Here is a 13,353-nt window from a genome sequence, read left to right on the forward strand (position 1 = left end):
TCCGGCTCGGCGTTAACTTCTTCACTGATTTTCAGCAATTGCCCCTGGTCATCCAGCGCCTGTAAAAAGCTGCGCAAATCATCAAATGCCATTATTCATTCTCCTGTGAAAAATTCTGCGCCTGCCGTAAACCCTGCCAGCGACGGGCGTTGGGGTGTTCCAGACCAAACTGATCGAGCACACGCGCAACGATATGCTGCGTAATGTCATCGACCGTTTGCGGGTGGTTGTAATACGCGGGCATCGGCGGGACCATCGCCACGCCCATGCGGGAAAGTGCGAGCATGTTTTCCAGATGAATCGTGCTAAGCGGCATTTCACGCGGAACCAGAACCAGCTTGCGCCCTTCTTTCAGCACCACATCAGCAGCGCGCCCCACCAGCCCTTCCGCGTAGCCTGCACGAATACCGGCCAGGGTTTTCATACTGCAGGGGATAATGATCATGCCGTCAGTACGAAACGATCCAGAGGAGATGGTTGCCGACTGGTCCGCCGGGTTGTGGCAATAATCGGCCAACGCAGACACATCACGGACGCTGTACAGTGTTTCCAGTTCAATAGTGGTTTTGGCCCACTTTGACAGCACCAGATGGGTTTCCACCTCGGGCATTTCCCGCAGCGCCTGCAATAGCGACACACCAAGGGGCGCACCGGTTGCCCCGGTCATTCCGACAATCAGTCTCATTTAGTCTCTCAATTTTTGTTCGTGTACGAACATTTCGGTTAAAATACTCTCACATAACATTTCGGGCAAGGTCATCGAGCACAGATCGCTAAAGCCGCAATTGTTAAAAAAAGATGCGTAACCCGCTATGATAGAGACTGACAGGAATTCCGGAGCGCTCATGCCGTTACGAAATAAAGCATTTCACCTTTTACGTCAGCTCTTCCAGCAGCATACGTCCCGCTGGCAACATGAATTACCGGATCTGACCAAACCACAGTATGCGGTGATGCGCGCCATTGCTGAACGTCCCGGCATTGAGCAGGTTGACCTGACCGAAGCCGCAGTCTGTACCAAAGCAACCCTTGCGGAAATGCTGAGCCGAATGGAAAAACGGGAGCTGGTCAGGCGTGAACATGACCCGGCAGATAAGCGTCGACGGTTTGTTTATTTGACCGCGCAAGGAGAAGCATTACTGGCCAGCGCAACTCCGTTAGGCGATAGCGTGGATGATGAGTTTCTGGGCAGACTTAGCGAAGAAGAACGCGAGCAGTTCACACGTCTGGTGCGTAAGATGATGAACTAATCTGCCGGATGGCGACATAAATGTCTTATCCGGCCTACAAAGTCCTGCTCCCCGTAGGCCTGATAAACGCAGTGCCATCAGGCAACAAACATAGAAAAAGGCCAGTCCCAATGAGACTGGCCTTTCTTGATAGAACTTGTGCTTACTCGCGGAATAACGCTTCGATATTCAGTCCCTGAGTCTGCAGGATTTCACGCAGACGACGCAGACCTTCAACCTGAATCTGGCGAACACGTTCACGGGTGAGACCAATTTCACGGCCCACATCTTCCAGTGTCGCAGCTTCGTACCCCAGCAGACCAAAACGACGTGCCAGCACTTCACGCTGTTTGGCGTTCAGTTCGAACAGCCATTTGACGATGCTCTGTTTCATATCATCGTCTTGCGTGGTGTCTTCCGGGCCGTTTTCCTTTTCATCGGCCAGAATATCCAGCAACGCTTTTTCGGAATCGCCACCCAGCGGGGTGTCTACCGAGGTAATACGCTCGTTGAGTCGGAGCATACGGCTGACGTCATCAACCGGTTTATCCAGTTGTTCAGCAATCTCTTCTGCGCTCGGTTCGTGGTCCAGTTTATGCGACAACTCACGCGCGGTACGCAGATAGACGTTCAGCTCTTTTACAATATGAATCGGCAGTCGGATCGTACGGGTTTGGTTCATAATCGCCCGTTCGATCGTCTGGCGGATCCACCAGGTTGCGTATGTTGAGAAGCGGAACCCGCGTTCCGGGTCAAACTTCTCGACTGCACGGATCAGTCCCAGATTGCCCTCTTCAATCAGGTCCAGCAATGCCAGACCACGATTGCCATAACGACGAGCAATTTTCACCACCAGACGCAGGTTACTTTCAATCATGCGACGGCGAGAAGCGACATCCCCACGCAGTGCGCGACGCGCAAAATAAACTTCTTCTTCGGCTGTTAACAGTGGTGAATAACCAATCTCACCAAGGTAAAGCTGAGTCGCGTCCAACACACGCTGTGTGGCCCCCTGCGATAACAGCTCTTCTTCAGCCAGGTCGTTATCACTGGGTTCCTCTTCACTCAAGGCTTTTTCATCAAAAGCCTCTACTCCGTTCTCATCAAATTCCGCATCTTCATTTAAATCATGAACTTTCAGCGTATTCTGACTCATAAAGGTGGCTCCTACCCGTGATCCCTAACGGAACTAGCACGTGAAAGCCTGGTTCCGCCGAATTATCTCTGCGGTAAATAGCGCAGCGGGTTTACGGATTTCCCCTTGTAACGAATTTCAAAATGCAAGCGTGTTGAACTGGTTCCGGTGCTACCCATGGTAGCTATTTTCTGCCCCGCCTTGATTTCTTGTTGTTCCCGGACCAGCATTGTATCGTTATGGGCGTAGGCACTCAGGTAATCATCGTTATGTTTGATGATAATAAGATTACCGTAACCGCGCAGTGCGTTACCGGCATATACGACGCGTCCATCTGCGGTCGCGACAATAGCCTGTCCTTTACTGCCTGCAATATCGATCCCTTTATTGCCACCTTCAGTAGCCGCGAAGTTTTCGATTACTTTGCCGTCAGTCGGCCAGCGCCAGGTAGAGATTGGCGAGCTGGTTGACGTTGAGCTTGCAGTTGATTCGGTTGCGCTAACTGCTGGAGCCGTTACAGGCGCTGTGACAACGGTCCCAGCAGGCTTGTTGTTCGGCAACATTTTATTAGCACTTTGTTCACCTGAATCCTCAGAATACGTAATTGTTGGTTTCGAAGCAACAGCAACGGTGGAATTTTGTGCAGGGTTGGTCACAACTCCTTGCTGTGCTGCATCCGCCTGGGTAATAGCATTACCACCAGTAATCGGTGTACCCGACGCGTTGCCCACTTGCAGAGTTTGACCGACATTCAGGCCATACGGGGCCGGAACGTTATTACGTTGTGCGAGATCACGGAAATCGTTCCCGGTAATCCAGGCGATATAGAAAAGGGTATCGCCTTTCTTAACAGTATAGGTACTGCCGCCCGTATAGCTACCTTTCGGAATGTTCCCATACTTACGGTTGTACACAATACGACCGTTTTCCATCTGCACAGGCTGTTCCGCAACAGGCTGGATCTGTGTTGACTGTGTGGTCGGACGCTGCACCGGCTGGATCTGTGGCGTTTGCTGTACTGTCGACGTCGAGCCCATTTTTGGTGGAGGCGTAATCAGCATGCCGGAATTGGTGTTCGTTGATGCACCGCCATCAACGGAACTGACCGGTGCAGGTGGATTCGAGGTATTTGAACAACCTGCCAGCCATAATGAAACCAGTGACAATGCCGCAATGCGGCGGACGGTAAATTTGTGGCTTCCCGCGCTCATTTATCCCCCAGGAAAATTTGGTTAAAACCAGTGACGTAATCACCGTGCAAGGCATCGGACTGGGCACTGGAAACGTGACCACGATACGCTTACTAATTCCAGAATATCCAGGAAAACTCCAGGTATTCAGAGCCTGTATCTACGCAAGCTCCCCTTTTACTAAGGGAACGAAACGTACGGCCTCCACGGTATCGATAATAAATTCGCCTCCCCGACGACGCACCCGTTTCAGAAACTGATGCTCGTCGCCCACGGGTAAGACGAGAATGCCGCCTTCATCCAACTGCATCATTAGCGCAGTTGGGATCTCAGGCGGCGCTGCCGTAACAATGATAGCGTCAAACGGGGCTCGCGCTTGCCAGCCCTGCCATCCATCACCATGACGGGTAGAAACATTATGTAAATCAAGCTGTTTAAGTCGACGACGCGCCTGCCACTGCAAACCTTTAATGCGCTCAACAGAGCACACATGATGCACCAGGTGCGCCAGAATCGCCGTTTGGTAGCCAGAGCCGGTACCAATTTCCAGCACCCGGGACTGCGGCGTTAACTCAAGCAGCTCGGTCATCCGCGCAACCATATAGGGCTGCGAAATCGTCTGCCCCTGACCAATCGGCAGAGCAATATTGTCCCAGGCCTTATGTTCAAACGCCTCATCAATGAATTTTTCACGCGGCACGGCGGCAAGTGCATCGAGAACAAGCTCATCTCTGATGCCCTGCGCACGTAATTGTTCAAGAAGAGTGTGTACGCGTCTGCTTACCATTGCGTGTCGGCTCCCACGCTGTCTAACCAGTCAGAAACAACTTCATGCGCGCCATATGCGGTTAAATCGACATGCAGCGGCGTAATGGAAACATAGCCTTCATCGACAGCGGCAAAATCAGTATCCGGTCCGGCGTCGCACTTTTCGCCCGGCGGCCCGATCCAGTACAGCGTATTACCGCGCGGGTCCTGCTGTGGTATCACCTGATCCGCAGGATGGCGACTACCGCAGCGAGTAACGCGGATACCTTTAATCTGATCCAGCGGTAAATCCGGCACGTTGATATTCAAAATGCGCCCGGTGCGCAGCGGTTCGCGGCTCAGCGCCCGTAAGATACGGCAGGTTACTGCGGCAGCAGTATCGTAGTGTTTATGCCCATCAAGTGAGACCGCCAGCGCAGGAAAGCCCAGGTGACGACCTTCCATCGCCGCCGCAACGGTACCGGAATAGATAACATCATCGCCCAGATTAGGACCGGCGTTAATACCAGACACGACAATGTCCGGACGCGGACGCATTAATGCGTTCACGCCCAGATAGACGCAATCGGTAGGTGTACCCATTTGTACGGCGATATCACCGTTTTCATAGGTGAACGTGCGAAGTGAGGACTCCAGCGTCAGCGAGTTAGACGCGCCACTGCGGTTACGATCCGGGGCAACCACCTGTACGTCAGCAAACTCACGCAGCGCTTTCGCCAGCGTTTGTATACCGGGTGCGTGGACCCCATCATCGTTACTCAGCAATATACGCATAATCACCCATTGTGTTAATAAGTTCCCTTACAACACTGGTGGCGAAGCTACCTGCCGGTAGCCAGAAACGTAACTCAACGGTTACGTCATCCCACCAGTTCCAGCTTAATTGTTGTGGATACAGCAACATAGCACGACGCGATGCGTCGACTTTCTCGCGCAACAACAGCGACTGCAGCGCGGTTTCATCAGCAATAGCGGCTTCTTCAAACGCCAGCGCGTCGCGCTGAGTTCCCCACTCACCGCTGCCCGGTAATGCCGCTGTAATCATCAATTCTTTATCATCGACGCGACGCTGTAATTCGGTTTGTTCTTCCTGCGTGGCGACAAACCAACTTCCGCGTCCCGACAATTGTAGCGCATCGCCGTCAACAACTTGATTAAAGTCTGTTTTTTTCAAGCGTTCACTGACTATCTGATTAAACAACGCGCTACGGGCCGCCGACAACCAAAAACTGCGCTTATTGCGATCGCGCACCGGCGCATCGCTTTGCGCCCAACGCAGCGCCCCTTGCAGGTTGCTGCCGCCAATACCAAAACGCTGAGCGCCAAAATAGTTCGGTACGCCACGCTCGCTAATCGCCTGCAAACGCGCTTCAACGTCATTTCTCTGGCTCACTTCACGCAGCACCAGCGTAAATTCGTTACCTTTCAGCGCCCCTAAACGCAGCTTACGCTTGTGGCGCGCGTACTCCAGCACTTTACAGCCTTCAAGTTCAAATTTGCTTAAATCAGGCATTGCATTGCCCGGCACGCGCGCGCACAGCCACTGTTCCGTGACTGCATGCTTGTCTTTCTGGCCAGCAAAGCTCACTTCACGGGCGTGAATTTTCAGGAACTTCGCCAGCGCGTCAGCCACAAAACGGGTATTACAGCCGTTTTTCAGGATACGCACCAAAATGTGCTCGCCTTCGCCATCCGGTTCGAAGCCTAAATCTTCGACGACGACAAAGTCTTCCGGATTCGCTTTCAGAACGCCATGGCCTTGTGGTTTGCCATGGAGATACGTCAGATCTTCAAACGCAGTCATTTCGTTGCCTTAATGAGTAACGCCACCGCTTCACAGGCAATCCCTTCCCCACGCCCGGTAAAACCGAGTTTTTCCGTGGTGGTCGCTTTCACGTTAACATCATCCATATGGCAGCCGAGATCTTCGGCAATAAACACGCGCATTTGCGGAATGTGCGGCAGCATCTTCGGCGCCTGAGCAATAATCGTCACATCCACATTACCAAGCGTATAGCCTTTGGCCTGAATACGCCGCCAGGCTTCTCGCAATAATTCACGACTATCTGCACCTTTAAAGGCCGGGTCGGTGTCCGGGAAGAGTTTACCGATATCCCCCAGCGCAGCCGCGCCCAGCAGTGCATCGGTTAACGCGTGTAACGCCACGTCGCCATCAGAATGCGCCAGCAATCCTTTTTCATACGGGATGCGCACACCACCAATGATAATTGGGCCAACTCCGCCAAAAGCGTGTACGTCGAAACCGTGTCCAATTCGCATTATGCCTTCTCCTGATATACACAACATCCTCCAGGCAGCCTGAAGAATGATGTATCTAGATAGTTCGGGTCAGATAAAATTCCGCCAGCGCCAGGTCTTCCGGGCGGGTGACTTTAATGTTGTCAGCGCGTCCTTCGACCAGCAGCGGATGAAAACCGCAATATTCAAGCGCCGAGGCTTCGTCCGTAATGGTTGCGCCTTCGTTTAGCGCACGGGTCAGACAGTCATGCAACAGCTCGCGAGGGAAAAACTGCGGCGTCAACGCATGCCATAAATCGGTGCGATCGACCGTATGGGCGATGTCTGTTCGGCCCGGCTCCGCGCGTTTCATCGTGTCGCGCACCGGCGCGGCAAGGATCCCACCGATGCGGCTGGTTTCACTTATTGCCAGCAAACGAGATAAATCTTCCTGATGCAGGCACGGACGCGCGGCATCATGCACCAGTACCCAACTGGCCTCACCTGCGGCTTGCAAACCAGCAAGGACAGAATCGGCACGCTCGTTGCCACCATCCACCACGGTAATTTGCGGGTGCGCTGCGAGTGGAAGTTGGGCAAAGCGACTGTCGCCTGGGCTAATAGCGATGACGACTCGCGTCACCCGGGGATGAGCCAGCAGCGCATCAACCGAGTGTTCGAGAATGGTTTTATTGCCAATAGAGAGGTACTGCTTAGGACACTCTGTTTGCATTCGGCGGCCAAACCCGGCAGCCGGCACCACGGCGCAAACGTCCATTAAAGTGGCTGCCATGTTAAATCCCTGGACGGTTTATCGATTGTTTTGCCCTGCAGTCTGAGCGCGTTTAGACGCGTCAGGCACCAGACGATAAAAGGTTTCGCCTGGCTTAGTCATACTGAGTTCGTTACGCGCGCGCTCTTCGATAGCCTCTTGCCCGCCATTGAGATCGTCAATTTCGGCAAAAAGCTGATCGTTACGCGCTTTCAGTTTCGCGTTTGTAGCTTGCTGCGCCGCAACATCATCGTTGACGCGACTATAGTCATGTATGCCGTTCTTACCGAACCACAGCGAATACTGTAGCCAGACTAATAAAGCCAGCAACAGCAACGTAAGTTTACCCATCCTGCCCCCTGAAAAACGGCATCAACATCCCATAAACTCCGCTGACAACTTTACATCAACGGACGGGAATGCCGCGACAACGCGGGCAAATGTACCACATTTGCCCGTTGTTACGTATACCCCATGTAAGGAGAACATAATCTCATTGTTGGTTACGGTTTGAATTATAGCCAGACAGTGAACAACAGCGGCGATCGCGTGAAAGGACGTATGCCTAACCCAGTAGCCACAGGAACAGTGCGCCAAACATTGCGCCAACCACCAGCAGGGTACAGGCAATACTCAGCAGCAATCTCCCCTTCAATAGCGAATGCAGGGCAATACCCGCGACAATCGCCACGGGCAACAACGCGAGGAAAAAGGGCCAGGTATAGAGGAAGAAAAACAGTGTGTTAGGGCCATACATCAGACATGGGAATCCCAGCGCCAGCAACCACGCGACAAAACCGACCACGGCTCCTGGGAGTGACCAGGTAGTTTCGTCGTCGGCAGCGAAGGTATCTGACTCTGTAATAGTAATGTTATGGCTGTTACGCATATCTAATCCTGTGACCGTGACTGACCGGGCATGCAAGCTCGGGTGTCTCAGGATCTGATAATATCTTCCTGCCTCAGCAGGTCTAATAATTGAGGAACCAAATTTGTTACCAATTGTTCACCATCAAGATGAATCTCTGGCGATTCAGGCGCTTCGTAAACCGAGTCAATTCCGGTGAAATTGCGCAACTCCCCCGCTCGCGCTTTTTTATACAGCCCTTTTGGATCGCGAGCTTCGCACGTTGCTAATGGCGTATCGACAAAAACCTCAATAAAACGCCCTTCACCCACGCGCTCGCGAACCATTTTTCGCTCGGCGCGATGTGGAGAGATAAACGCAGTCAACACCACCAGGCCGGCGTCTACCATTAGGTTAGCCACTTCACCAACCCGACGAATATTCTCCTTGCGATCGGCATCGCTAAACCCAAGATCGCTACACAGACCGTGACGCACGTTATCGCCATCCAGCAGATAGGTGCTCACCCCTAGCTTATGCAGCGCCTCTTCCAGCGCCCCTGCTACCGTGGATTTACCGGAACCTGACAGCCCGGTAAACCACAGCACAACACCACGATGACCGTGGCGTTGTTCCCGCTGTTGCGGTGTAACAGGATGGGCATGCCAGACGACGTTTTCGTCATGCAGCGCCATTATTTTCCTCCCAGCAGATCGCGCGCGCCCCAGTGTGGGAAGTGGCGACGCACCAGTGCATTAAGCTCCAGCTCAAACGCGCTGAACTGAGAAGCTGTGGCAAGCTCCTGGACGATTGGCTCACGCACCAGTCCCGCGCCAACGGTAACGTTGGTCAGGCGATCAATGATAATCAACCCGCCCGTAACCGGATTCTGCTGATAGGTATCCAGCACCAGCGGCTCATCAAAAGTCAGATTAACCAGACCGATACCGTTCAGCGGTAGCGCTTCAACGTCACGTTGGGTCAGGTTATTAATATCGACCTGATACTGCACGCTATCAACACGTGCGCGGGTCTTCTTACCTGCGACTTTTATGTCGTAGCTCTGCCCTGGCGACAACGGTTGTTCCGCCATCCACACCACATCAACAGCTGCGCTTTGTACTGTCGGCAGCGTTTCACCGGCATCAAGTAACAGGTCGCCCCGGCTAATATCGATCTCATCTTTCAGCACCAGGGTGATCGCTTCACCCGCATGCGCTTCCTGTAAATCGCCATCAAAGGTTACGATCCGCGCCACGCTCGACTCCACGCCGGACGGCAACACTTTGACGCGCTGTCCAACCTTCACGCTACCGGAGGCCAGCGTTCCGGCATAACCACGGAAATCCAGATTCGGTCGGTTCACATACTGCACCGGGAAGCGCATCGGCTGAGTATCAACAATGCGCTGGATCTCAACGGTTTCCAGCACTTCCAGCAGCGTCGGACCGCTGTACCACGGCATACTGGCGCTTTGCGAAGCCACGTTATCGCCTTCCAGCGCAGAGAGCGGCACAAACCGGATATCCAGGTTGCCCGGCAGTTGTTCAGCAAAAGTAAGATAGTCTTCGCGAATGCGGTTAAATGTCTCTTCGCTAAAGTCCACCAGATCCATTTTGTTGATCGCCACTACCAGGTGTTTGATCCCAAGCAGCGTGGAGATAAAGCTATGACGACGAGTCTGATCCAGCACGCCTTTACGCGCATCGATCAGTAGGATCGCCAGGTCGCAGGTCGACGCACCGGTCGCCATGTTACGGGTGTACTGCTCATGCCCGGGAGTGTCCGCAATAATAAATTTACGCTTCTCGGTAGAGAAATAACGATACGCCACGTCGATGGTGATGCCCTGCTCGCGCTCGGCCTGCAAGCCGTCAACCAATAACGCCAGATCAAGCTTTTCGCCCTGAGTGCCGTGACGTTTACTGTCATTGTGCAGCGATGAAAGCTGGTCTTCATAAATCTGACGCGTGTCGTGCAGCAGGCGGCCAATCAGGGTACTTTTCCCATCATCCACGCTACCGCAGGTTAAAAAGCGCAGCAGACTTTTGTGTTGCTGGGCAACCATCCAGGCTTCAACGCCGCCTTCATTAGCAATTTGTTGTGCAAGTGTCGTGTTCATGGCGGCTCCTTAGAAATACCCCTGACGTTTCTTCAGCTCCATGGAGCCCGCCTGGTCGCGGTCAATCACGCGGCCCTGACGTTCACTGGTGGTTGAAACCAGCATCTCTTCGATAATTTCCGGCAGCGTCTGCGCATTCGACTCCACCGCGCCTGTCAGCGGCCAGCAACCGAGCGTACGGAAACGCACCATGCGTTTTTTAATCACTTCACCGGGTTGCAGATCGATTCTGTCGTCATCAATCATCATCAGCATGCCGTCGCGTTCCAGCACCGGACGCTCCGCCGCCAGATACAGCGGCACGATGTCGATATTTTCCAGCCAGATGTACTGCCAGATATCCTGTTCAGTCCAGTTAGAGAGCGGGAAGACGCGAATGCTTTCGCCTTTGTTAATCTGCCCGTTGTAGTTGTGCCACAGCTCCGGGCGCTGATTTTTAGGATCCCAGCGATGAAAACGATCGCGGAAAGAGTAAATACGCTCTTTGGCACGCGATTTCTCTTCGTCACGACGAGCACCGCCAAACGCGGCATCGAAACCGTATTTATTCAGTGCCTGCTTCAGCCCTTCAGTTTTCATAATGTCGGTATGCTTGGCGCTACCGTGGACAAACGGGTTGATGCCCATCGCCACCCCTTCCGGGTTTTTATGCACCAGCAGTTCGCAGCCGTAGGCTTTCGCCGTGCGGTCACGAAACTCGTACATTTCGCTGAATTTCCAGCCGGTATCAACGTGCAGCAATGGGAACGGCAGCGTGCCCGGATAAAACGCTTTACGCGCCAGATGCAGCATTACGCTGGAATCTTTGCCGATGGAATACATCATCACCGGATTAGAAAACTCGGCGGCCACCTCACGAATGATATGGATGCTTTCCGCTTCCAGTTGCCGCAGGTGGGTAAGTCGTTTTTGATCCATAACCGTTCCTATGTAATGCCGTTATTTTGCTAACGATGCTCAGATAACCTGACTATAGGGAGGGCAAGGGGGCGAATGAAATTACGAATTGGAATGAGTAGTTCCTCAAAGGAATAACGATCCGGAAAAGCAAATATCAAAAAGTGCTTAAGCTACCGGAATTCGGGCATTTAAGAGCAAATGAAATTGTTTTACCTCGATCACGGTTTCATACTAGCGGCTGAAAATTTCTGCTTGGTATTTAAGGACTCATCATGTTTCTCGCATTGCGCCACCTTCTTGCAGCCATGGCGCTCGGCGCGTGCTTCATCCTTCCCGCACAGGCAACATCTTCGAAGCCCGGAGATATCGCAAATACCCAGGCTCGATATATCGCAACGTTTTTCCCAGGCCGCGTGACGGGATCTCCGGCAGAAATGTTGTCTGCTGATTATATACGTCAACAATTTCAGCAGATGGGTTATAGCAGCGATATTCGGACGTTTAATAGCCGTTATGTTTATACCGCCAAAGATAACCGTAAAAACTGGCATAACGTAACGGGAAGCACCGTTATTGCTGCACATGAAGGCAAAGCGCCGCAGCAGATTATTATTATGGCGCACCTCGACACCTACGCCGCACAAAGCGACGCCGACTCCGATGCCAATCTGGGTGGATTAACCCTGCAAGGTATCGATGACAACGCCGCAGGTGTTGGCGTAATGCTGGAACTGGCGGAAAAACTCAAGAACGTGCCGACGCAGTACGGTATTCGCTTTATCGCCACCAGCGGCGAGGAAGAAGGCAAACTGGGCGCGGAGAACATCCTGAAGCGAATGAGCGCCGCCGAGAAGAAAAACACGCTGCTGGTTATCAACCTCGATAACCTGATCGTCGGCGATAAGCTCTATTTCAATAGCGGTAAGAAAACCCCGGAAGCGGTGCGAAAACTGACGCGCGACCGAGCACTGGCTATCGCGCACAGCCGCGGTATCGTTGCCAGCACCAATCCAGGTCTGAACAAAGACTATCCGAAAGGCACTGGATGTTGTAACGATGCAGAGGTCTTCGACAACGCGGGGATTGCCGTTCTTTCAGTTGAAGCGACCAACTGGAACCTGGGCAAGAAAGATGGCTATCAGCAGCGCGCCAAAAGCGCCTCATTCCCGGCAGGCAACAGCTGGCACGATGTGCGACTGGATAACCAGCAGCACATTGATAAAGCGTTACCGGGCCGGATAGAGCACCGTAGCCGCGACGTGGTACGCATCATGCTGCCACTGGTAAAAGAACTGGCAAAAGCGGGTAAATCCTGAAGAAGGGTTCCGGTAGGATGTAAATCTTACCGGCCCCCTTTCCTGTTACCCTTCGTGCAGTCCGCACTCGCGCTTCAATCCGAAGAAACGCGTCTCTTCTTCCGCCATACCCGGCTCCCATTTGCGGGTGGTGTGGGTATCGCCTACCGACAGATAGCCCTGATCCCACAACGGATGGTATTTCAAACCGTATTTTTGCAGATACTGGTAAACCGTACGGTTATCCCAGTCGATGATCGGCAGAACTTTAAACACGCCGCGCTGGATAGCCAGCACCGGCAAATGCGCACGACTGCCCGATTGCTCTCGACGCAGACCGGCAAACCAGGTTTGCGCGTTCAGCTCCTGCAGCGCCCGGTTCATCGGCTCGACTTTGTTGATGTCATTGTATTTTTCAATGCCTTCAACGCCCTGCTCCCACAGTTTGCCGTAGCGCGCTTCTTGCCAGGCCGCACTTTCCTTTGCCCGGTAGACTTGCAGATTAAGCTTAAGCTTGTCCGTTAACTCATCAATAAACTGATAGGTTTCCGGGAACAGGTAGCCAGTATCGGTGAGGATCACCGGGATATCCGGGCGAACCTGATTTACCAGATGCAGGCTCACTGCCGCCTGGATACCAAAACTTGATGACAGTACATATTCACCAGGCAGGTTTTCCAGCGCCCACGCTACGCGATCCTCGGCGCTCAATTTTTCCAGTTGGTCGTTGGTTTGTGCCAACGCCATAACGCGTTCAACTTTCGGCAGTTCGTTCAACGCGTTGAGATCGAGTTTGGACATAAGTTCCTCACTGTTTGCCTTGCCTGATGGCGCTGCGCTTATCAGGCCTACCGATT

Annotated in this window: 16 protein-coding genes and 1 pseudogene; 2 read left to right on the forward strand and 15 right to left on the reverse strand. The window is 53.0% G+C overall.

The window, feature by feature from the left end:
• Nucleotides 1-92: pseudogene (locus tag FDW94_RS24210) on the reverse strand (phenolic acid decarboxylase); the annotation flags it as partial.
• On the reverse strand, nucleotides 92-685 hold the full coding sequence (locus tag FDW94_RS12745) for a non-oxidative hydroxyarylic acid decarboxylases subunit B (RefSeq protein WP_137377690.1): 594 nt from the start codon (nucleotides 683-685) through the stop codon (nucleotides 92-94). The gene FDW94_RS12745 and the pseudogene FDW94_RS24210, both read right to left, overlap by 1 nt.
• 160 nt (nucleotides 686-845) lie before the next feature.
• On the opposite strand from FDW94_RS12745, the gene FDW94_RS12750 reads away from it, so the two are divergent.
• Nucleotides 846-1,250, forward strand: coding sequence for a MarR family transcriptional regulator (locus FDW94_RS12750; RefSeq protein WP_032944816.1), 405 nt, complete (start codon nucleotides 846-848; stop codon nucleotides 1,248-1,250).
• Between the two features lie 142 nt (nucleotides 1,251-1,392).
• Here FDW94_RS12750 and rpoS read toward each other — a convergent pair whose 3' ends face one another.
• From rpoS to cysD, 12 genes are all read right to left on the reverse strand, one after another.
• Complete coding sequence (rpoS, locus tag FDW94_RS12755) at nucleotides 1,393-2,385, reverse strand: RNA polymerase sigma factor RpoS (RefSeq protein ID WP_000081498.1); 993 nt, start codon at nucleotides 2,383-2,385, stop codon at nucleotides 1,393-1,395.
• A 62-nt stretch (nucleotides 2,386-2,447) separates the two neighbouring features.
• Nucleotides 2,448-3,530, reverse strand: coding sequence for a murein hydrolase activator NlpD (nlpD, locus tag FDW94_RS12760; protein WP_223849051.1), 1,083 nt, complete (start codon nucleotides 3,528-3,530; stop codon nucleotides 2,448-2,450).
• Between the two features lie 184 nt (nucleotides 3,531-3,714).
• The gene (locus FDW94_RS12765; protein ID WP_003034172.1) at nucleotides 3,715-4,341 is read right to left on the reverse strand and encodes a protein-L-isoaspartate(D-aspartate) O-methyltransferase; all 627 of its coding nucleotides are present in this window, start codon (nucleotides 4,339-4,341) and stop codon (nucleotides 3,715-3,717) included.
• Nucleotides 4,335-5,096 (reverse strand): 5'/3'-nucleotidase SurE, encoded by a 762-nt coding sequence (gene surE, locus FDW94_RS12770; protein ID WP_032944818.1) that lies wholly within the window; start codon nucleotides 5,094-5,096, stop codon nucleotides 4,335-4,337. Before surE ends, FDW94_RS12765 begins: the two co-directional genes overlap by 7 nt.
• On the reverse strand, nucleotides 5,077-6,126 hold the full coding sequence (gene truD, locus FDW94_RS12775; RefSeq protein WP_048215656.1) for a tRNA pseudouridine(13) synthase TruD: 1,050 nt from the start codon (nucleotides 6,124-6,126) through the stop codon (nucleotides 5,077-5,079). Before truD ends, surE begins: the two co-directional genes overlap by 20 nt.
• A complete protein-coding gene (ispF, locus tag FDW94_RS12780) occupies nucleotides 6,123-6,602 on the reverse strand; it encodes a 2-C-methyl-D-erythritol 2,4-cyclodiphosphate synthase (RefSeq protein ID WP_003034167.1) in 480 nt (159 codons plus the stop codon). The genes truD and ispF overlap by 4 nt, the downstream gene beginning before the upstream one ends.
• 55 nt (nucleotides 6,603-6,657) lie before the next feature.
• Nucleotides 6,658-7,353: a 2-C-methyl-D-erythritol 4-phosphate cytidylyltransferase gene (ispD, locus tag FDW94_RS12785; RefSeq protein ID WP_003825722.1), complete on the reverse strand. Its 696-nt coding sequence runs from the start codon at nucleotides 7,351-7,353 to the stop codon at nucleotides 6,658-6,660.
• 18 nt (nucleotides 7,354-7,371) lie between these two features.
• Nucleotides 7,372-7,683: a cell division protein FtsB gene (ftsB, locus tag FDW94_RS12790; protein ID WP_003034163.1), complete on the reverse strand. Its 312-nt coding sequence runs from the start codon at nucleotides 7,681-7,683 to the stop codon at nucleotides 7,372-7,374.
• Nucleotides 7,684-7,897: 214 nt separating this feature from the next.
• A complete protein-coding gene (locus FDW94_RS12795) occupies nucleotides 7,898-8,221 on the reverse strand; it encodes a DUF3561 family protein (RefSeq protein WP_020996298.1) in 324 nt (107 codons plus the stop codon).
• 47 nt (nucleotides 8,222-8,268) lie between these two features.
• Nucleotides 8,269-8,874: an adenylyl-sulfate kinase gene (gene cysC / locus FDW94_RS12800; RefSeq protein ID WP_003034157.1), complete on the reverse strand. Its 606-nt coding sequence runs from the start codon at nucleotides 8,872-8,874 to the stop codon at nucleotides 8,269-8,271.
• On the reverse strand, nucleotides 8,874-10,301 hold the full coding sequence (cysN, locus tag FDW94_RS12805) for a sulfate adenylyltransferase subunit CysN (protein ID WP_008785677.1): 1,428 nt from the start codon (nucleotides 10,299-10,301) through the stop codon (nucleotides 8,874-8,876). The genes cysC and cysN overlap by 1 nt, the downstream gene beginning before the upstream one ends.
• Nucleotides 10,302-10,310: 9 nt before the next feature.
• The gene (cysD, locus tag FDW94_RS12810) at nucleotides 10,311-11,219 is read right to left on the reverse strand and encodes a sulfate adenylyltransferase subunit CysD (protein ID WP_003034152.1); all 909 of its coding nucleotides are present in this window, start codon (nucleotides 11,217-11,219) and stop codon (nucleotides 10,311-10,313) included.
• 254 nt (nucleotides 11,220-11,473) lie between these two features.
• On the opposite strand from cysD, the gene FDW94_RS12815 reads away from it, so the two are divergent.
• Nucleotides 11,474-12,517, forward strand: a complete 1,044-nt coding sequence (locus FDW94_RS12815) for an aminopeptidase (RefSeq protein WP_032944823.1) — start codon at nucleotides 11,474-11,476, stop codon at nucleotides 12,515-12,517.
• Nucleotides 12,518-12,562: 45 nt separating this feature from the next.
• On the opposite strand, the gene cysH is transcribed toward FDW94_RS12815, so the two are convergent.
• On the reverse strand, nucleotides 12,563-13,297 hold the full coding sequence (cysH, locus tag FDW94_RS12820; protein WP_060683316.1) for a phosphoadenosine phosphosulfate reductase: 735 nt from the start codon (nucleotides 13,295-13,297) through the stop codon (nucleotides 12,563-12,565).
• Nucleotides 13,298-13,353 lie beyond the last annotated feature (56 nt).

The organism is Citrobacter sp. wls757 (assembly GCF_005280935.1).
Taxonomy (GTDB): domain Bacteria; phylum Pseudomonadota; class Gammaproteobacteria; order Enterobacterales; family Enterobacteriaceae; genus Citrobacter; species Citrobacter portucalensis.